Origin of the sequence: Hahella sp. KA22, assembly GCF_004135205.1 — a bacterium.
Taxonomy (GTDB): Bacteria; Pseudomonadota; Gammaproteobacteria; order Pseudomonadales; family Oleiphilaceae; genus Hahella.
Genome location: NZ_CP035490.1, coordinates 1,644,497 through 1,662,875, shown reverse-complemented (window position 1 = coordinate 1,662,875; position 18,379 = coordinate 1,644,497). Strand labels below are relative to the sequence as shown.

The 18,379-nt window shown below is 55.9% G+C and carries 16 protein-coding genes; 10 read left to right on the top strand and 6 right to left on the bottom strand.

What is annotated here, in order from left to right:
- Positions 1–66 precede the first annotated feature (66 nt).
- Positions 67–453: a VOC family protein gene (locus EUZ85_RS07400; protein WP_127968689.1), complete on the bottom strand. Its 387-nt coding sequence runs from the start codon at positions 451–453 to the stop codon at positions 67–69.
- Between the two features lie 337 nt (positions 454–790).
- On the opposite strand from EUZ85_RS07400, the gene EUZ85_RS07395 reads away from it, so the two are divergent.
- From EUZ85_RS07395 to EUZ85_RS07350, 10 genes are all read left to right on the top strand, one after another.
- The gene (locus EUZ85_RS07395; protein ID WP_127968688.1) at positions 791–1,579 is read left to right on the top strand and encodes an ABC transporter substrate-binding protein; all 789 of its coding nucleotides are present in this window, start codon (positions 791–793) and stop codon (positions 1,577–1,579) included.
- 243 nt (positions 1,580–1,822) lie between these two features.
- Positions 1,823–3,355, top strand: coding sequence for an alkaline phosphatase (locus tag EUZ85_RS07390; protein WP_241566981.1), 1,533 nt, complete (start codon positions 1,823–1,825; stop codon positions 3,353–3,355).
- A gap of 510 nt (positions 3,356–3,865) precedes the next feature.
- Positions 3,866–4,627 carry a response regulator gene (locus EUZ85_RS07385; RefSeq protein WP_127968686.1) on the top strand — a complete coding sequence of 254 codons (762 nt, stop codon included), beginning with the start codon at positions 3,866–3,868 and terminating at the stop codon, positions 4,625–4,627.
- 3 nt (positions 4,628–4,630) lie between these two features.
- On the top strand, positions 4,631–4,993 hold the full coding sequence (locus EUZ85_RS07380) for a PleD family two-component system response regulator (RefSeq protein ID WP_127968685.1): 363 nt from the start codon (positions 4,631–4,633) through the stop codon (positions 4,991–4,993).
- A gap of 28 nt (positions 4,994–5,021) precedes the next feature.
- A complete protein-coding gene (locus EUZ85_RS07375) occupies positions 5,022–5,642 on the top strand; it encodes a chemotaxis protein CheW (protein WP_127968684.1) in 621 nt (206 codons plus the stop codon).
- A 179-nt stretch (positions 5,643–5,821) separates the two neighbouring features.
- Entirely contained in the window at positions 5,822–7,033 is a 1,212-nt protein-coding gene (locus EUZ85_RS07370; RefSeq protein WP_127968683.1) for an ABC transporter substrate-binding protein, read from the top strand.
- Positions 7,034–7,082: 49 nt separating this feature from the next.
- Positions 7,083–9,044, top strand: a complete 1,962-nt coding sequence (locus EUZ85_RS07365) for a methyl-accepting chemotaxis protein (protein WP_127968682.1) — start codon at positions 7,083–7,085, stop codon at positions 9,042–9,044.
- A 131-nt stretch (positions 9,045–9,175) separates the two neighbouring features.
- Positions 9,176–12,631, top strand: coding sequence for a response regulator (locus tag EUZ85_RS07360; RefSeq protein WP_127968681.1), 3,456 nt, complete (start codon positions 9,176–9,178; stop codon positions 12,629–12,631).
- Entirely contained in the window at positions 12,628–13,113 is a 486-nt protein-coding gene (locus EUZ85_RS07355) for a hypothetical protein (RefSeq protein WP_127968680.1), read from the top strand. Before EUZ85_RS07360 ends, EUZ85_RS07355 begins: the two co-directional genes overlap by 4 nt.
- Positions 13,067–13,558: a chemotaxis protein CheW gene (locus tag EUZ85_RS07350; RefSeq protein ID WP_127968679.1), complete on the top strand. Its 492-nt coding sequence runs from the start codon at positions 13,067–13,069 to the stop codon at positions 13,556–13,558. The genes EUZ85_RS07355 and EUZ85_RS07350 overlap by 47 nt, the downstream gene beginning before the upstream one ends.
- 89 nt (positions 13,559–13,647) lie before the next feature.
- On the opposite strand, the gene EUZ85_RS07345 is transcribed toward EUZ85_RS07350, so the two are convergent.
- From EUZ85_RS07345 to EUZ85_RS07325, 5 genes are all read right to left on the bottom strand, one after another.
- On the bottom strand, positions 13,648–15,066 hold the full coding sequence (locus tag EUZ85_RS07345) for an AarF/ABC1/UbiB kinase family protein (RefSeq protein ID WP_127968678.1): 1,419 nt from the start codon (positions 15,064–15,066) through the stop codon (positions 13,648–13,650).
- Positions 15,067–15,099: 33 nt separating this feature from the next.
- Positions 15,100–16,098, bottom strand: a complete 999-nt coding sequence (gene lipA / locus EUZ85_RS07340; RefSeq protein WP_127968677.1) for a lipoyl synthase — start codon at positions 16,096–16,098, stop codon at positions 15,100–15,102.
- Complete coding sequence (gene lipB / locus EUZ85_RS07335; protein ID WP_127974430.1) at positions 16,091–16,759, bottom strand: lipoyl(octanoyl) transferase LipB; 669 nt, start codon at positions 16,757–16,759, stop codon at positions 16,091–16,093. The genes lipA and lipB overlap by 8 nt, the downstream gene beginning before the upstream one ends.
- Before the next feature lie 27 nt (positions 16,760–16,786).
- Complete coding sequence (locus EUZ85_RS07330) at positions 16,787–17,062, bottom strand: YbeD family protein (RefSeq protein WP_127968676.1); 276 nt, start codon at positions 17,060–17,062, stop codon at positions 16,787–16,789.
- Between the two features lie 139 nt (positions 17,063–17,201).
- Positions 17,202–18,362, bottom strand: a complete 1,161-nt coding sequence (locus EUZ85_RS07325; protein ID WP_127968675.1) for a D-alanyl-D-alanine carboxypeptidase family protein — start codon at positions 18,360–18,362, stop codon at positions 17,202–17,204.
- Between the last annotated feature and the right edge of the window lie 17 nt (positions 18,363–18,379).

Below are 18,379 nucleotides of genomic sequence, written 5' to 3'. Positions count from 1 at the left end.
GCTATTTTTGGAAGAGACATTCAGTTTGGGGAGAAACCCTCACCTCGGTTGAGGAGAAGCAAAAGCTCAGGCTTCATATAATTCCAGCGGCAGATCATCCGGATCAGCGAAGAAAGTGAAACGCTTTCCGGTGTACTCGTCCACTCGGATCTCCTCCACCGCCACGCCTTGAGATTCCAGATACGCCTTGGCGTCCTCCACCGAGGGCGTGACAAAAGCCAGATGTCGCAGTCCGCGCGCTTCAGGATAACTGGGACGAGGCGGGGCCTCAGGAAAGGAGAACAATTCGACCTGAGAACCGTCCGGCAGTTGCAGGTCCAATTTGTATGAATTTCGTTGCGCGCGGAAATTCTCAGCCAGGATTTTCAGCCCCAGCACTTCCGTATAAAAACGTTTCGACGCCGCATAGTCCGAACAAATAATAGCGGCATGATGAATGGCGGTGAGTTTCATATAACGCGAAGTCCCGAAATAGAATGTCAGACAAGCCTCTTATTCTCGCGACTTTAGCAACGCTTTTCAAAATTCCCGCCAGCAAGCGTCTTACCCGCGACGCCCTAAACCGGAAGCGCCCTGTCGACCCTGCGGTGAAAATCTAACGTCCACCCCACGCATTTCATTCAAGGTAACACTGTGTAACTTATCCCCAACAAGCCCTTGCCATTAGACCTACATCAGCTAACATGTCGAAATAAATAATAAAATCAGCGTATGTGCAGAATAATAACCAGATCTCAAAACAGAGCCTGCTAAGACACAATCTGTATTCACTTTCCCATAAGGAAAACATATGTCGACATACAATGCCTTCAGAGCGCTGGCGCTTTTTCTTACTACTCTCTTCCTTTCCAATCTCGCCGCCGCGCAAACAGACATCGTCTTCTGTAGCGACAACAACTACTGGTACCCGTTCACCTACGTAGACGAACAAGGCGAAGCCGCAGGCATGCATGTGGACATCGTGAAAAAGGCCGCCGAGAGCCTGGGCTACAAAGTCGAATTCAAACCCATGCTGTGGCAGGAATGTCTGGATTCCGCCCGCGGCAATCTGGTGCACGGCGTCGTCACCGCCTCCTATAAAAAAGAGCGCGCGGAATATATGAACTACCCCGCCGACGCAGCCACCGCGCAGCGTTCCGCCTCACGGGTGGCGCAAGTGGAATATATTGTGGTGGTGTCAAGCGACACCAAATACGAGTACAAAGGCGATCTCAATACACTGCCGGAGCCAGTGCGCGTGGCCCGCGGTTACTCCATCGTCAGCACGCTGCGGGAGTCCAACCGGCGCATCTATGAAAGCCAGACCGGGGAACTGCGCAACATCGAAAAGCTGGCCAAACTGGGAAGCGGATCGGTGATCACCACCCCAGAGGTCTACCAGCATCTGATGCGGCAGGCGGAATACAAAACCAAACTGAAATCCGACCTCAACCCCCTCAGCAGTAAATCCTACCATCTTACTTTCGCCAAAGGCTCGCCCCTCACTACAGCAGAACAAACCGCGATCTGGAAAGAGATTTCACGTCTGCGGGATGACCCTGAGTATATGAGCGCGCTGACGGCCAAGTATCTGAAATAATTAAACCCGATCGACGCGCATCAGGATCGACAGGGAAAGTGTCATCCCGATGCGTGTATGCTGTGACCGGATCAAAAGAATTGGGCGATAACAACAAAAACGCCTGACTAAAGGGGCGCAAGCTCCATTATCACATCAATCGACTATGCAATAAGGAAGTCTATGCTAAGAAGAATACATTCTTGGAAATTATTGGCCAGCGCAGCAGCAATTTCGGCCTTGATGGCGGGATGTCAGTCCACTATGGACAAAAAAGCCACCGCCAAAGAAACCGAAGTTAAAAACGTGATCATGATGATCGGCGACGGCATGGGGCCGCAGCAGATCGGCTTGTTGCACGAATACGCCATCAATGCGCCGGATTCCATTTACCACGGTCAACTCACCGGCATGCAGAAGTTTATGGACGCCGGCGTGATTGGTTTATCCCGCCATACCCCCGCTTATAACCTGGTTGTCGACTCCGCCTGTTCCGCCACACAGCTGGCGACTGGCGAACCTGCGCCATCCGAAGTCATCGGCGTGGACAAAGTGGGCAACCACGTTGAAACCGTACTGGAAAAAGCCAAGCGTATGGGCAAATCCACCGGTCTGGTTTCCGACACCCGTCTGACTCACGCCACGCCTGCGTCTTTCGCCGCTCACCGCGCGCATCGCTCCATGGAGAACCAAATCGCGGAAGACATGCTGGCCGACGAGGTGGACGTCATGCTGTCCGGCGGTCTGCGTCACTGGCTGCCCAAGTCCGTGAACGACAAAGGCGAGCTGTATCAGCAGTTGGAGAAGCAAACTGAAGGCGCCGTGCAGTTGAAGTCCAAGCGTAAGGACGACAAAAACCTGCTGGCGGAAGCGGAGACCAAGGGTTACCAGTTGGCGTTCAACCGCCACCAGCTGGACGCCGCCAAAGGCGACAAGCTGCTGGGCCTGTTCAACTACTCCGGCATGATGAACGGCATCCGTTACACTCAGACTAAAGACGATCCCAAGCGCACTGAGCCGTCATTGAAAGAAATGACCATGAAGGCCCTGGACATTCTGTCCCGCAACGAAAAGGGATTCTTCCTGATGATTGAAGGCGGCCAGATCGACTGGGCGGGCCACGACAATGACGCAGGCACCATGCTGCATGAGATGCTCAAGTTCGACGAAACCATCAACTACGTTTACGAGTGGGTGAAGAACCGTCAGGACACGCTGGTCATCATCACCGCCGACCATGAAACCGGCGGCTTTGGTTTCAGCTACTCGCGCTCCAACATCCCGGAAGGCGAGAAGCTGACTGGCGAAGCGTTCAAAGAAGCGGCTTACGCGCCTAACTTCAACTTCGGCTCTTTCGAGACCCTGAGCAAACTGTATCAGCAAAAAATGAGCTTCCCTGACCTGTTCGCCCAGTTCGATGGCGGCAAGCCGTCTCCAGAAGCCCTGATGAAGCTGGTTAACGCCAACAGCGCCTTCCCTATTACATTGGAGCAGGCCAAGGCGGTTCTGGAGCAAGAGCCTAACTACTATCAGGTTGAGGGCCACGACTACCTGAGCGCCAAGATGTTCCCGAAAGTGAATGACTTCAAGTCGTTCTACGTGTACGGCCAGGAAGTGCGTCACGACCTGCTGGGTCGCGCCATGTCCGAAAGCCAGAACGTCGTCTGGGCTACCGGCACTCACACCAGCACGCCAGTGCCGGTGATGGCGTTCGGTCCCGCCAGCGCGACTGAGGGCTTCTCCAAGCTGCTGCACCACACTGACATCGGCCAACTGGCCAAGAGCGCGATTCACTAATTCGCGCTGAGGTTGATAAACCGATAAGGGGACCTCTGGTCCCCTTTTTCTTGTCTTGATGTTTGCTTATCGACCTTCCACAAGGGGACTCATCGCCCCCTAAAAAACCCTCTTCCCAACCTCATTTTCGGGCGAAATCCTGTATTTAATTTTGCAAAGTTTTTCACCGCAATGTACGGCGAATCTGGGCGATCTCTCACCCGCCGTTTTCCTTTGCCTTCTCGATTTAAGCAAAATCAGAAGCTTAGCTGCATACGTGAATACGGGCACGCTTTCACCATTCGTAACAATTTTCCCTCTCCAATTACATCCCGAAAAGGGAACCGCGAATTCAAACGTCAATTTGTCGACGTTTATTACCATTGTTTACGAGCATGTTTTTGACAAATTTAACATTCATTCCAATAATCCAGGCAACAGTGATTAGTTTTTAATCACATCGGAGCAGTTCACTTAGTCGTTTCGTAATCAGACCCAAAGGAAAGACCGCAAGGTCGAGGAGAGGGTTTCATGGACAAGATTATTATTTCGCATGTGGGGCTAATGGAGAAAGACTTGGTCCTGCTTCGGAACCTGTCTCATCTGGACGAAACCTGGTTCGGCAACTTCCAGCTGGCCAGCGAGCCCGGCGCCATGGAAGGTCAGATTCTACTGGTGGATGTGGATAAGCCAGAAAGCCGCAGCCTTTGGCAACGAATGAAGGCCGCCACCCATTTCGAAAAGACCATCGTCATCAGCCGCAGCAAACAGCCTGTGGACGACGACGCGATTCATCTGACCCGTCCCCTGATTTTTCGTCGCCTGCGCGAAGCACTGCAGCAGGCTACCCAATCGGACCAACAAGAAGCGAAGACCCACGTAAAGAACATTCTCGTTGTCGACGACAACTTGCCGGTGCGCACCTTCATGAAACAGAAGTTGCACGAAATCCTGGATTTCGAAGCCGGTGTGGATGTGGCGGAAAGCGGTGAGGAAGCGCTGCTGAAAGTGCGCGACTGCCGCTACGACCTGGTGTTCATGGATGTGATGATGCCTGGCATGGATGGTTATCAGGCTTGCCGCTCAATCAAGCAACAAGTGAAAACCAAAGTGGTGATGCTGACCAGCAAATCATCCACGTTAAACCGCGTCAAAGCAAAAATGTCCGGGTGCGACGGTTATATCACCAAGCCCCCGGAAGACCGGGAACTGGCGGAAGTCGTTCGCCGTTATCTCGGCGCAACCAAAACGGAAACGCTCATATTTCCACAATTAGCAGCTCTAGGGAGATAACCTATGAACAAGAAAGTACTTATCGTCGATGACAGCGAAACCGATCTGAAACATTTGGAGCAGATCGTCTCCGGCGCCGCCTATCAAACGGTGACCGCCCGTTCCGGCGAAGAAGCCATCAGCAAGGCGCGCAAAGAAAAGCCCAGCCTGATTCTGATGGACATCATCATGGGAGACATGGATGGATTCAGCACCTGCCGGGAAATTTCCCAGGACCCTGAGCTGTCCAAAATCCCCGTGGTCTTCGTCTCCAGCAAAAACCAGAAGGTAGACCACATCTGGGCGGCCAAGCAAGGCGCCAAGGCGTTGGTGTCCAAGCCTTACAAAAATGAAGAAATCATCAGTCAACTCCACAGCTACGCCTGAAGCCGATTCAGGGACGAGGTGAGACGCAATGAACAGCGTGTCAATCCCGGTAGAGAGCAAGCGAATACTGCGGCCTTCCGAAGCATTCGCCCTGCTCCGGCAAATTAACGCGGAGACCCGGGAGGAAGTCCGCGAAAACCAGGCCACCGCATGGTTCGCCCTGCGGCTGGCCGTCAAGGAAGCCGACGCGGAAACAGCTGATCAGGGCAACCTGGGCCTGCTGATTCGCGAGGACTGCTACAAGGAGCTGCTGGAGTCCCCGGAAATCTGCCCGGTCCCCTACGCTCCCAAGTGGTTGAGCGGTTTCGTGAACGTCCGCAGCCAGGTAACGCCGGTTGTCGACCTGGAGATATTTTTCGGCCTGCGCGAGGACGCGGAAGCCGTCGCGCCGCAACGCAAAGTCGTGCAGCGGGCCAGCCCCTCTTACCTGTTGTATTTCGATCAGGGGCAGGAATCCTTCGCCATTAAAGTGCGTCGTTTTCCCAACAAATTGATGATGACGGCGGATGAGCGCATGACTCAGCCCCCGCCCCTTTCCAACGCTCTGATGGCCTGCGTCAATGCGGTCTACAGACAGAACGGCATTTGGTGTGAATGGAATCTGGAAACATTCAAAAGGAGGCTGACCGATATGCTGAGCACGAGTTAAGCCTTACCCCCGATAGACAAGCCTGTCAGCGATAGCAGTAAACATCCGCCCCTCAAGGCGCAGGCTGAACCCTGGTTGCTTAAACGGAATTTCCGGGAAAGTCAGGACCGGAGAGGGTTGGCTACGCCCAAAAACCCACTTCGGAAGCGTTATTAAAAGGAGTCCCATGGGAGGATAACATGAGAAAGACCATCTCACTCTTATTCGGTCTGGCCCTGAGCCAACTTGTCGCCGCACAATCACCCGGCGTCTATGGAGATCGCATTGTCGTCGGCGGCGTACTGGACCTGGAAGGTCAGTCCCGCGGTCTGGGCCTTAACATGCGCGACGGCGTGCTCGCGGCGTTCGAAGGCGTCAATATCAAGGGTAGACGCCTTGAGTACGTCACCCTCAACGATTCATACACCCCGGACCTCACCGTTGAGCAGACCAACCGTCTGATCAGGGACGGCGTGTTCGCCATGATCGGCAATGTCGGCACCCCAACCGCACAGGTGGCGCTGCCTATCCTCGCCGATAACAAAGTGCCCGCCGTCGGCTTCTTCACCGGCGCAGGTCTGCTGCGTCCCGGCATCGGCGACGTTATCAACTTCCGCGCCAGCTATGTGCAGGAAACCGCCAAGGTAATCGAACAAGGTTTCCGCGCCGGCCTGCAAGCGTCCGAGATCTGCGCCTACGTACAAAACGACGCCTACGGCATGGCGGGAGTGGAAGGCATCAAGCTGGCCCTGCAAAACAATGTTCGCTCCCGCGACATCGTGGAAAAACTGGACACTATCCTGGCCAAATCCGGCGACTCCCCTGAACGCAACGGCATCGGCCCTGTCGGCGTCTATCAACGCAACACCCTGACTTCCCGCGCCGGCTTCGAGTCTCTGAAAGACTGGGAAAAAGCCAGTAACAGTCGCTGTCGCCTGGTGGTTACTGTCGGCACTTACAACGCCATCGGCCGTTTCGCCGCCTACTCCAAACAACGTGGCGAAGACTGGTTGATCAGCGCGGTATCCTTCACCGGCGCGGAAAACCTGCGCGACACCCTGGACCGTTTCGGGGTGACGGACAAAGTCATCCTGACCCAAGTAGTGCCTGATCTGGAATCCGATCTGCCGATCATCAAAGAAGCCAGATCCGCCCTGGGCGAACGCCTGAACGTAGTGAGCCTGGAAGGCTATATCGTCGGCAAGATGTTCGTGGCCATCATGCAAAGCATTAAAGGCGACCTGACCCGGGAAAGCTTTGTGCGCGCCACTCGCAACGCGGAGTTCAACATCGGCGGCGTCGCCCTCGACTTCCGCGGCGACAATCAGGGGTCGGACTTGGTGACGATGACCTACTTCAACAACAAGTCCTACCTCCCCATAGAAGGCTCGCAATTGGCCAGATTGTTCTGAATGGCATGAAGCAACGGGTTTTACAGGCTCGATAAGCAGGAGCATTATCATGAAATTGAACCGTACTTTTTCTCTCAGCAAACTCAGCGTCGGACAACGACTGCTGTCGCAAACGCTGGTTATGGCGTTAACGCTGGTGGTCATCGGATCTCTGGCCTTCTTCGCCCTGACGTATGCAAGAAACTCATCCGAGAAATTGCACAACCAGGTCAACGAAACATCACGACTGACGCACTTGATCAACACCCTGCAGGAAGGCATGGTGGAAACCATCAACAGCCTGAACACCGGTGTGGTCACCTGGGCGGACGCCGACGCCAAACTGGCGCTGGCCCGCAAGCAGTTTGAATCGGACTGGCAGGCTTTGAGCGCCTCCACGACCTCCCAGGGCGGCGAACAACAGTCCGGCTTCACCGACATGCAGAGAACCGTCGCCGGCGTATTCTCAGCCTTCGATCAGTTCAAAGCCATGGGCGGCAACCAGTCCCGCGCCGATTTGGAACTGTTCCTGTTGAACGACTTGTCTGAGTTCATCGGCCCCTTCAACGATGCTTCCACTGCTTATGCAGACCAATTGACCCAACAAGCGCAGGTCGCATTTGAAACCTCTGAAGGCGTATTGAACATCGCCCTGATCGCCGGCTCCGCCATCATCCTGTTGAGCCTGGGCGGCGCTATCGGTCTGTCGCAGTACATTCGTCGCTCCATCCTGCGTCCGGTCAACGTCATCGCGGAAACCGTGGACAAGGTCAAGCAAGGCGATTCCGAAGCCCGCACCGCGCTCACCGGCACCGACGAGCTGGTGACTCTGGGTCAGGCCCTCGACCAGCTGTTGAACGAGAAAGTGGCCACTTTGATTCGCATCGAAAGAGAGAACGAAGTCCTCAACAACTCGGTTATCGAGCTGCTGGAAGGCACCTCCAAACTCAGCGATCGCGATCTCACCACCAAACTGACTGTACGCGAAGACATCACTGGGCCGGTCGCGGACGCCTTGAACCTGGTTACCAAGGAAACGTCTGAAGCCTTGGGCAAAATCCGTTACGTCAGTAATCTGGTCAGCGCTTCCAGCGTCATGGTGGATGAGCAGACCCGCAAGGTTGTCGGCGTCGCCGATCAAGAGCGGAAACTGATCGAGCAAACTATCCAGAAACTGGATGGCGTGGCCAAACACATGGCGCAAATCGCCAAATGGTGTCAGTCCTGTAACCAGATCGCGCAAAGCGCTTCTTCTTCCACTGACAAAGCGTATGAAGCGGTAGGAAATACCGTCGAGAGTATGGACGAGATTCGCGACTCCATCAGCGAAACAGAAAAACGCATCAAGCGCCTGTCAGAACGTTCATTGGAGATCAGCGGCATCATCGACATCATCAACAGCATCGCGGAACGTACGCACGTACTGGCCTTGAACGCCAGTATGCAGGCGGCGGCGGCAGGTGAAGCCGGTCGCGGATTTGCGGTGGTTGCGGACGAAGTACAGCGTCTGGCGGAAAGCTCACGTAACGCCACATCCCAGATCAGCAGCTTGATTCGCAACATCCAGACCGAAACGGCGGATGCGGTGGACACCATGAACAACAGTATCACCCAGGTGGTCAATGGTTCCAAACGCGCCACACAGGCCGGTTCTCAGATGCAGGAAACGCAGAAGACGACTCGCGAACTGGTAACAGCGGTAGAGAAGATCGCGCAGAACTCTCTGGCCCAGGCCAAAGAAACCCAGAGTGTGTGTCAACAGACCGGCGAAATCGAAGCCAGCACCCGCGTCACCGACATGGAGTTGAAACGCCAGTCCCTGCACACAGAAAGACTGCGCACCGCCTCTGGCGTACTGCAACAAACGGTGGAATTGTTCACCTTGCCGGCTTCCGTATCCACCAATATCCGGATACCGGAGCTGTCCACGGAGTCGCTGGAAACCAGCGCCTCTGCGCCAAGCAAGCTGATGATTCCCAGCGCCGGCGCCCCAGCGAAAGAAGAGCCGGGCCGCCTCAAGCAGGCCAGCTAGGAAGTAGGAGGATTGCGGCTGGCGTTATCGCAAGATGCGCCGGCCGCCGGGAAAAGGTTGCTGTTTAAACCTGATGTTTGGCGCGCTCCACCCGGAGCGCCCGCAACCACTAACCAGGATGGATTCCGTCTATGCACAAGCAAGACCCTGTTTCACCCACCGTCGAACTCATCCGCACCTTTACTGCGGAACTGGAGGATGTGGCGGCGACGCAACGGACCGTCGATGCGGAATTAGTCTTCGCCGCTCTGGAAAACGTCAATGACGCTCTGGAGATGGCGGCCATGCCGGAATTGCAGGCGCGCCTGCAACGCCTGTATGCGAACATCGCCAGCGACGGCCCCAAAGATCCGCGAAGCAATGAGACCATGCCGAATTTCCCCGTCGAGGCGAAAAAGGTCTGGTCCATCATCGACTGGCTGCACAGACTGGAACCCCTGGCGGAAGAACAATTATCACTGCAAGCGCAGCAAAACACCGCCGGTCCCGAAAGTTGGAATGACTACAGCGCGTCACAACCAGAGGGCGCCGTAGCGGACACAAACGCTTCCGCCGAGACTATCCCCGCGATGGAAGTAACGGAAACTGAAACGGACAACGCCGACGAGCTGGTCGCGGAAGTCTATGAAGAAGATTTCGTCGACATTGCGGCAGAACTCGGCGTCACCTTGCCGGCGATGGATGTGGCGGAAGTTACGGAAGAGGAACCCGAAATAACGTTCGACCTTTCGGATTTCACGCCCCCCGCGGATCTTCCCGAATCTCACCAGGAAATCCTGGCTTCGCTGTGGGAGGAAACCGCCGCCCTGCTGCCGGAGTTCGCCAAGCAGGCGGAAAAAATGCGGGACTCCATCAAAGCCCGTCATTGTTATTGCGAGCTGCTGCAAACCCTGGGCGAAACCTGCGCCTATCTGGGACTGTCCGGCCTGCAACTGCTTTTCGATATGGTGGCGATTCGCCTGCAATCCCTCGACCAGGTGGACCCGGAGCTGGCGGATTTACTGGAACAGTGGCCCGCCTTGCTGCACGAATATCTGCAAAGCGGCGCGTCTGAAGAAAGCTGCCTGTGTCTGATGCAGTTTATCGACGACGCAACCTGGGGCGAACGTCTGGACGAAGAGACGCAGCAAGCGATTCTGGAAAACCTGGTGGACTTCCAGCTCAGCGACGACGAGTTTATGGAGGAAACAGCGGAAGACGCCGTGTTAACGCCTGATGATATCTCTCTGATTCCGTCTGACGGCGCTAACCAGGAGGTATTCCAGGCGTTTTTGCTGGATTCGCCCAACCATACTCATGCGCTTTTCCACGCACTGTCCTCCCTGCATGGAGACTTATCTGACAAGAAAGCCTTCCTGCAACAGGCCCAGCGCGCCAGCCATACATTGAAAGGCGCCGCCAACCTGATCGGCATCAAGGGCGTCGCCAACATCAGCCACGCCATGGAGGAGATCTTTGAAGCCCTGGCCGACGGCAAGGCGGAGTGGAGTGTAGAGATGAAAGACATGCTGCTCAGCGCCGCGGATTGCGTCAGCAGCATGATTGACCACCTGCTGGGACGGGATCAACCGCCGGAAGACGCCCTCCCCCTGCTCAACGCTTTGGTGCACTGGCGCTCTCCAGAAAAAGCCGAGGCCGCCTGGGCGGCGCTGCAGGAGCATCATGCAGCCACTAACGTCGACGCCACATCGGCGGATGACAAAGTGGTGACGCTGCCCTCCCGCGACAACGCCGCGGAACGCGCGCCGACTGCGCCCGCACAGGAAGAGGCCTCAGCCGCTCCCGCACAGCAACAGTTTGCGGCGCCGCAGGACAACGCCGGCCTGGAGCAGTTGCTGCAGTTGGCGGAAGAGATGAGCATCAACACCGTACAGGCGCAGGAACTGTACAAGCGCGTGCAGCTCACTGGCTTTGATATGAAAGGCCACGACACCCGTCTGAACGAAACCCGCCTGGAACTGGAAGGCCTGATCGACAGCCGCAGCATGGCGCGCAAACTGCGCCCGGACAGCGAGCATGCGCAGGATCTCGATCCGCTGGAAATGGACCGCTACGATGACATGCATCGCTGCTCCCACCAGTTGTTCGAGGCGATCGCCGACGTACGCGAGCTGAATCAGAAGCTGCAGGACCAACTGGCGATGATGGATGCGCTGATGCGCCAGCAGCATCGTCATATCGACACCTTGCAGCACCAATTGCTGTCACGCCAACGGGTCGCCGCGCAAGTACTGAGCGGCCGTCTGCAGCGCTGCGTGCGTCAAGCCTGTCGCGCTGCCGGCAAACTGGCGGACCTGACCATTGTCGGCGAAGACATTCAGGTGGACCGGGAGTTAGTGGAAAAACTGGCCGACCCACTGATGCACCTGCTGCGCAACGCTGTCGACCACGGCATCGAAGACGAACAAAGCCGTCTCGACGCCGGAAAATCCGGACAGGGCTCAATCAGGCTGAACTACCGCCAGGACGGGCGTTTCCTGGAGATCAGCCTGAGCGATGACGGTCGCGGCCTCGACTTCGACACTATTTACGAGAAAGCCAAGCAACGCGGCCTGCTGCCAGCCGACGGCGGACGTCCTGACAATCAGTCTCTGGCGCAGTTGGTCTGGCTCCCAGGCTTCAGCACCCGAGACAAAGCCACGCAACTATCCGGCCGCGGCATTGGCATGGACGCGGTACGTAGCCAGGTTGAACTGCTCGGCGGCACGGTCCGCTTCAGTTTCGATGGCGAAGGCGGCTGCCGTCTGCTGGTCCGGGTGCCAGTGAAAGAAATCACCCAATATATGCTGCTGGTGCTGGTGGGCGCACAACGCTTCGCTCTACCCACCGCCGTGCTGAAGCAAATACTGCCGACTCATACTGGCGAGTTGGAAGAGGTGGCTGGCAAGCCCTATCTGGAGTACGACGGTCAGCTTTACCCTTATATCGATCTGGCGCAGCGTCTGTATGGGCAACCTGCGCCGCAAGGCGCCGGCAAGCCGGTGGTAATCGCCGAGCTCAACGAGCGCACCGTGGCTATCGCCGTGGACATGCTGCTCACCGGCGAGCAGCTGGTAGTGCGGGCGCCGGGCAAACTGATTCCCGGTCTGCGCGGCGTCTTCGGCCTGACCATCCTGGGCGACGGCTCGCTGGTGCCGGTGCTGAACCTTTCAGATCTGTTGCAACAGAACCAATCCAAACAGGCTTATCAAACCGCTCACATCATCACCGAAAGCCAGGTTGATTCCCCCAAAATACTGGTGGTGGACGACTCACTCAGCGTCCGCAGCACCCTGAAGCAGCTGCTGCAGGACTGTGGCTTTGAAGTCGTCACCGCCAGCGATGGCCTGGACGCAGTCGAGAAACTGCGGCACATCACCCCCAACCTGCTGTTGGTGGATATGGAAATGCCGCGCATGGACGGACTGGAGTTGACCCGACACCTGCGTCAGCAGCAGGACTGGGCCAACATGCCTGTGGTTATGCTGACCTCACGCAGCCACGAAAAACATCGTAGTCTGGCCCACAAGGCCGGGGTGACGGCTTACGCCACGAAGCCCTACAACGACAACGAGCTCATGGATACCATCAGGGAGTTGCTGACATGATTGGAGAAAAGTCGAGCTTAACCGCGTATTACTCACTGGTCGTCACGGGCAGGACCTTGTATCTGCCCGCCAGCGACATTCTCTATCTGGCGGGAAAGGAAGAAGTGCTGGATATAGAACATATTCCATGCATCCGTTTTAACGGAGAGCTCTATCCCGTCTACGGATTTCGCGAAGGGTTCATTCCCCAGCCAGGACTGCAGGGCGGCGATTCCCGCGCCGCATTGATATGCAGCCCCGAAAGCGGAACCGAACCGGCATTGGCGCTGTCCTGCCGCGCTATTTATAAGCTGCGCGCCAATCACCGACCGCGTCGCCTGCCGGACTTCATGGTCGGCTCCAGTCCGATCGAAGGCGTCCTGCGCCACAACACCGGCTGGGAGTGTTACACCAGCGCCCATCAACTGATCGACTACTTTGAGAAGGCATTACGCTATGAACTCCCCCAATTCCAATTTCAAAATGTTCGTTTGGTTAGCTGACGCTGGCGAGCGCCAGAGCATCGCCTTTGTCGCTGATACGCTTTGCGAATATCTGCAAGATGTGGAAGTGCAGGATTTGCCGACTTCCGCGCCAAGCTGCTCGCATGTCGTGGAGTGGATGGGGCATGTGGTGCCGGTGTTTCGTCTGCGTCCCGGCAATAGCAACGAACACGTGAATGTAGTGGTGCTGCGCGCCGCCGCCAACCAGGAAAACGGCTATATCGCGCTGGAAACCCGTAATGCGCCAGTGAAAGTGGAGATCAGTGACGACCAGTTCGAAGCATTTAACGCTAACGAACGCCCGTTGTGGCGGGAGGCGCTGATCTCCGGCTTTGTCCACGATGGCCAATCCATTCCCATCGTGCATCCGGATCTGCTGTGCTCCAAAGGCTTCGTCAGCACCGCTAACTCATACTTCATTAAACATTTGCGCCTGACGGCGTGATGCGCTTCCCGGCTCCCGCGTTCTATTTTCAGGGTGGACGACGCGGGGGCCTTTTTTACGCCCTGGACCCGTCCTGAATAGAGTTGGGGTTATACCCCTTGCGCAGCGGTCTGCGGGTAGAGATAACGTTCGAGAATGGCGCTGCCGTTGAACTCCGCATCCAGCACGGAAACAAAGGTGTATACCCCAACCAGCTTACGATTGAGGAAAACAAATTCCTTCGGGGGAATCTGGAAATAACGATTAATCGCCGATTTGGCGGCGCGTTTGGCGATACGGGTCGGCAGGTCGCTGCGTCGCCAGCAGTATTCATTATCCGCATTCAAAGCGAAGTCCGGTACATCCTCCGCCTCCGCCGCCAGCGGCTCCAATACCGCCATGCAGACCTTACCGAACTCATCCAGCACGCTGGCTGGCCAATCAAGGCGCATAAACCGCAGTTTCACCGCGCCTTCGATCACCCGTTCAAGATCCCGCTCATAGGAGGCTCGGATCATGTCGCACACGGGACGGATAAAAGAGTCAGGGTATTTCTGCACAGCGCCGAAATCCAACAGCACTATGCGGTCCGGCTCGCCCGGGTTGGCGCCAAGGCGAATGCGGTAGTTGCCAAAGTTGGGATCAGTCTGCAACTCGCCCCAGACAAACAGCTCGCGGAAGAATAATTCCAAAGCCGCCTGCGCCAGATGGTTGCGCCGCGCCAGGGACAATTCCTGAACCTGCGCATGGGTGACGCCCAGACCCGGCTCATAGGAAGTCGCCATGACATGGGAAGTGGAGTATTCGGGGAAAACCTCGGGAACCACAAAGCGGTCGTCATCTTTAAGCATCTCGCCGAAGCGGCGGGTGGTTTCCAGCTCAAGACTGTAATTCACTTCCCGATGCATCATGACGCGGACTTCTTCCAGCCACTCATCGAAGTCAGGACCGAAAGACACCATGCGGGCGACTTTCAACAGGCGGGCGACGGAATCCAAATCCGAATCCACCGCTTCCGCAACTCCGGGGTATTGAATCTTCAGACATAGCTCTCGGCCGTCGGACTTGCGTCGCGCCCGATGCACCTGCCCCAGCGAGGCCGCGCCGATAGGCTCATGCTGGATATCCAGCTCCTTGAGCTTATCCGCACCCAGCTCCTGTAACAGGACCTGGTGAATCTTGCTCCATCCCAGAGCGGTAGTGCGGTCTTCCAGAGTATGCAGGGCTTCGGTCACTTCTACAGGCAGGAAGTGCTCCCCATACAACGCCATGACTTGGCCGATTTTAACGACGCTGCCTTTGAGCTGCCCCAGTTCCTCTACCAGATACTGAGCTTGACGGGACAACGCTTCGCGACGGCTTTCCTCACGTTTTTCACGGGACTTGAACAGATTGGCGGCCATATTGCCCGCCAAACGCGATCCCGCGACCAGACCCGCCCGCGTCAGGCTAAGGCGTCGTTCAAAGCTTCCTGTCTTGATACGGTCAACCTCCCGGGCATTGTTCTTGGCGTTTGGTTTATCACTCATGCCGCATTCAATATTCCCTTTAAAAGTTTCGCGTCAGGAGATTTTCTCGCCAGCGGCCTGCTTGTCCGCGTGATAGGAAGATCTCACCAACGGGCCGCTCGCCACTTGCTTAAAGCCGATTTCGTAACCGTAATCCGCCAGTTCCTTGAACTCATCAGGATGCACGAAACGCACGACCGGCAAGTGGTCTTTGGAAGGCGCCAGGTACTGGCCCAAGGTCAGCATATCAGTATTGTGCGCGCGCAGATCTCTCATGACCTGCTTAACTTCTTCGATTTCTTCGCCAATACCCAGCATCAGGCCGGATTTGGTCGGCACATCCGGCGCCGCTTCTTTGAAACGTTTCAACAACAGCAACGACCACGCGTAATCAGCGCCAGGACGCGCCTGCTTGTACAAACGGGGCACCGTCTCCAGGTTATGGTTGAAAACGTCAGGCGGAGACTCACGCAGAATATCCAGCGCCACGTCCATGCGACCACGGAAGTCAGGCACCAGCACTTCGATTTTCAGATTTGGGCTGTATTTGCGGGATTCGCTGATGCACTTGGCGAAGTGCCCTGCGCCGCCGTCACGCAAATCGTCACGGTCTACAGAGGTGATGACCACGTACTTGAGATTCATTTCAGCAATGGCTTGCGCCAGATGCGTCGGCTCGTTTTCGTCCAGCGCGTTGGGACGGCCATGGGCCACGTCACAGAAAGGACAACGGCGCGTACAGATGTCGCCCATGATCATGAAAGTAGCGGTGCCATGGCTGAAGCACTCGCTCAGGTTAGGGCAGGAGGCTTCTTCGCAGACAGAGTGCAGATTCAGCTTGCGCAGCTTTTGCTTGATGGCTTCCACACTGGGGGAAGAGGACAGCCGCACCCGAATCCAGTCCGGTTTTCTGGGCACAGCGTCAGTAGCGATAATCTTGACGGGATTGCGGGATACTTTATCGTAACCGCGCAGTTTGACGCCCTGCTCCACCCGCTTGACCGCCGCTTTCGGCGTCTCAGCCAGAGAACCTTGTACGTTGGTTTCACTCATCTCCGGGTAACCCTCTCTGCTCTACAACTGATTGGAAGCCCGCTACGCGGACAAATTGGCTCAGCCACGCATCGGCGACTGATGCCCAGCTCACATCCGGTACGAATTCTTTTATCTGCGTCATTCGCAATCCCTGATAGCCGCAGGGATTAATGCGCAAAAAAGGCTCCAGATCCATATCCACATTCAAGGCCAGACCATGGAAAGAGGAGCCGCGTCGAATTCTCAACCCCAGGGACGCTATTTTGGCGTCTCCCACATACACGCCGGGCGCATCTTTGCGAGCATGGGCTTCTATCCCATAACCCGCCAACGTATCCACCAGCGTGTTCTCGATCATTGTCACCAGATCTCGGGCGCCCATTTTGAGACGCCGCAGATCCAAAAGTAAATACACCATTAGTTGGCCGGGACCGTGGTAAGTCACCTGGCCGCCGCGATCCACCTGCACAACCGGGATATCGCCGGGAAACAATACATGCTCGGCGTCGCCAGCCTGTCCCTGGGTGAATACAGGTTCATGCTGCAACAGCCAGACTTCGTCGGTGGTCTCAGCGTCGCGCTGCTGAGTAAAGTCCTGCATCGCCCGCCAAACCGGCTCATAAGGCATCAGACTAAAACGCCGCACAATCAGCGTCTGCGTCGACGTCACGGTTTCCATCTCGACAGAGCCCTGCTGCATCACTGTTTACAGCACCATTTGCACAGCGCTATGTGCTTTCAGATCCAGAAACAGACGACGAATATGCTCTTCGCTCTGGGCCTGAATACTGAAACGCAAGGAAAGATATTTACCGTTGCGACTGTCGAGTACGTCAATCGAAGACGCATCAAACTCAGGCGCATGAGCGCGTACAATTGTCGCCACGGTTTCCTGAAAATCAGGCCCCGCCACACCGATGACTTTCAACGGATAGTCGCAGGGAAATTCAATTTTGGGAGCCTCTTTTTGGCTATCGGTCATGAGAGCACCTTTAACAACAACCAAGACAAACCGCCTGGGTTAAAAATGAACAAAACCTCTGGTCGCCGCGCGGCCAGAGGTCTGCTTATTATACGCTTTTACAGGGCGTTTTGGCTCGCCCTTGTCCCGGCGTTTGCGCTTATTCAAATAATCCCATAAAGAACAGCACGATAGCATGCCAGATACGCTTGAAGAAGCCAGCCTCTTCAACCGCTTCCAGGGCCACCACCGGTTTTTCCAGCAGCAACTCGCCGTTCAGCTTAACAGTTAGCTTGCCCAGCTCCGCGCCCACTTCTATCGGAGCCTTAATCGTCTTGTCGATATCAACAGTGGCTTCCAGCGCGTCTTTCTTGCCGCGTGGAATAGTCACCACAATTTCTTTGCTCAGGCCAAGTGGAACCGTATCGGCGGAACCGGCCCAAATGTCGCTGTCCACCAGTTTTTGCCCGGCGGAGTACAGCTTATGAGTTTCAAAATAACGGAAACCATAGTTCAGCAGCTTCAGCGTCTCGCGAGCACGGGCTTCTTCACTCTTGGTGCCCATCACCACACTGATCAGACGCATGCCGTCACGCACGGCGGAAGACACCAGACAGAATCCCGCTTCTTCCGTATGACCGGTTTTCAGACCGTCCACGGACTTGTCGCGCCACAGCAACAGGTTGCGGTTCGGCTGACGGATATTGTTGTAAGTAAAGTATTTTTCAGAATATATCGGATACTGCTTAGGAAAGTCGTTGATAATCGCTTTCGCTAATTTCGCCAAGTCATGCGCGGAGGAGTAATGATTCTCCGAAGGCAACCCCGTGGCGTTTTCAAAATTGGTGTTGCTCATGCCCAGACGCTGCGCGTGCTGATTCATCATGGAAGCAAACGCGTCTTCACTGCCGGCGAGAAACTCCGCAACGGCGACGCTGGCGTCGTTGCCGGACTGAATGATAATGCCCTTGATCAAATCACCCAGACGAACGCTGGTGCCCTCGCGCACGAACATTTTAGAACCGCCGGTCTTCCAGGCTTTTACGCTGATCGGCGCTTCATCGTTGAAATTGACGTTGCCCTGATTAACTTCGTAATCCAGCACGTAAGACGTCATCATCTTGGTCAAGCTGGCGGGGGGAAGACGTTCTTCAGAATTGTTCTCAACGATAATGGCGCCGCTTTCAGCGTCCATCAGGATATACGAAGAGGCTGCGATTTGCGGAGCCGAAGGAATCAGGGAAGCTTGGTCCGCCCAGGCTGCGCTGACGGCCCAGCACAGGAAAAATGCAATATAAACTCGCATCCTTGGTAATGACATGATTGGTTCTCTGGCTT

Bases quoted from the DNA above. Each gene is read 5' to 3' on its own strand.
- lipB (WP_127974430.1), bottom strand. From the start codon at position 16,759: ATGGAAACCGTGACGTCGACGCAGACGCTGATTGTGCGGCGTTTTAGT.
- EUZ85_RS07375 (WP_127968684.1), top strand. From the start codon at position 5,022: ATGAACAGCGTGTCAATCCCGGTAGAGAGCAAGCGAATACTGCGGCCT.
- EUZ85_RS07360 (WP_127968681.1), top strand. From the start codon at position 9,176: ATGCACAAGCAAGACCCTGTTTCACCCACCGTCGAACTCATCCGCACC.
- EUZ85_RS07365 (WP_127968682.1), top strand. From the start codon at position 7,083: ATGAAATTGAACCGTACTTTTTCTCTCAGCAAACTCAGCGTCGGACAA.
- EUZ85_RS07355 (WP_127968680.1), top strand. From the start codon at position 12,628: ATGATTGGAGAAAAGTCGAGCTTAACCGCGTATTACTCACTGGTCGTC.
- EUZ85_RS07395 (WP_127968688.1), top strand. From the start codon at position 791: ATGTCGACATACAATGCCTTCAGAGCGCTGGCGCTTTTTCTTACTACT.
- lipA (WP_127968677.1), bottom strand. From the start codon at position 16,098: ATGAGTGAAACCAACGTACAAGGTTCTCTGGCTGAGACGCCGAAAGCG.
- EUZ85_RS07385 (WP_127968686.1), top strand. From the start codon at position 3,866: ATGGACAAGATTATTATTTCGCATGTGGGGCTAATGGAGAAAGACTTG.
- EUZ85_RS07325 (WP_127968675.1), bottom strand. From the start codon at position 18,362: ATGTCATTACCAAGGATGCGAGTTTATATTGCATTTTTCCTGTGCTGG.
- EUZ85_RS07380 (WP_127968685.1), top strand. From the start codon at position 4,631: ATGAACAAGAAAGTACTTATCGTCGATGACAGCGAAACCGATCTGAAA.
- EUZ85_RS07370 (WP_127968683.1), top strand. From the start codon at position 5,822: ATGAGAAAGACCATCTCACTCTTATTCGGTCTGGCCCTGAGCCAACTT.
- EUZ85_RS07390 (WP_241566981.1), top strand. From the start codon at position 1,823: ATGGACAAAAAAGCCACCGCCAAAGAAACCGAAGTTAAAAACGTGATC.
- EUZ85_RS07400 (WP_127968689.1), bottom strand. From the start codon at position 453: ATGAAACTCACCGCCATTCATCATGCCGCTATTATTTGTTCGGACTAT.
- EUZ85_RS07330 (WP_127968676.1), bottom strand. From the start codon at position 17,062: ATGACCGATAGCCAAAAAGAGGCTCCCAAAATTGAATTTCCCTGCGAC.
- EUZ85_RS07350 (WP_127968679.1), top strand. From the start codon at position 13,067: ATGAACTCCCCCAATTCCAATTTCAAAATGTTCGTTTGGTTAGCTGAC.
- EUZ85_RS07345 (WP_127968678.1), bottom strand. From the start codon at position 15,066: ATGAGTGATAAACCAAACGCCAAGAACAATGCCCGGGAGGTTGACCGT.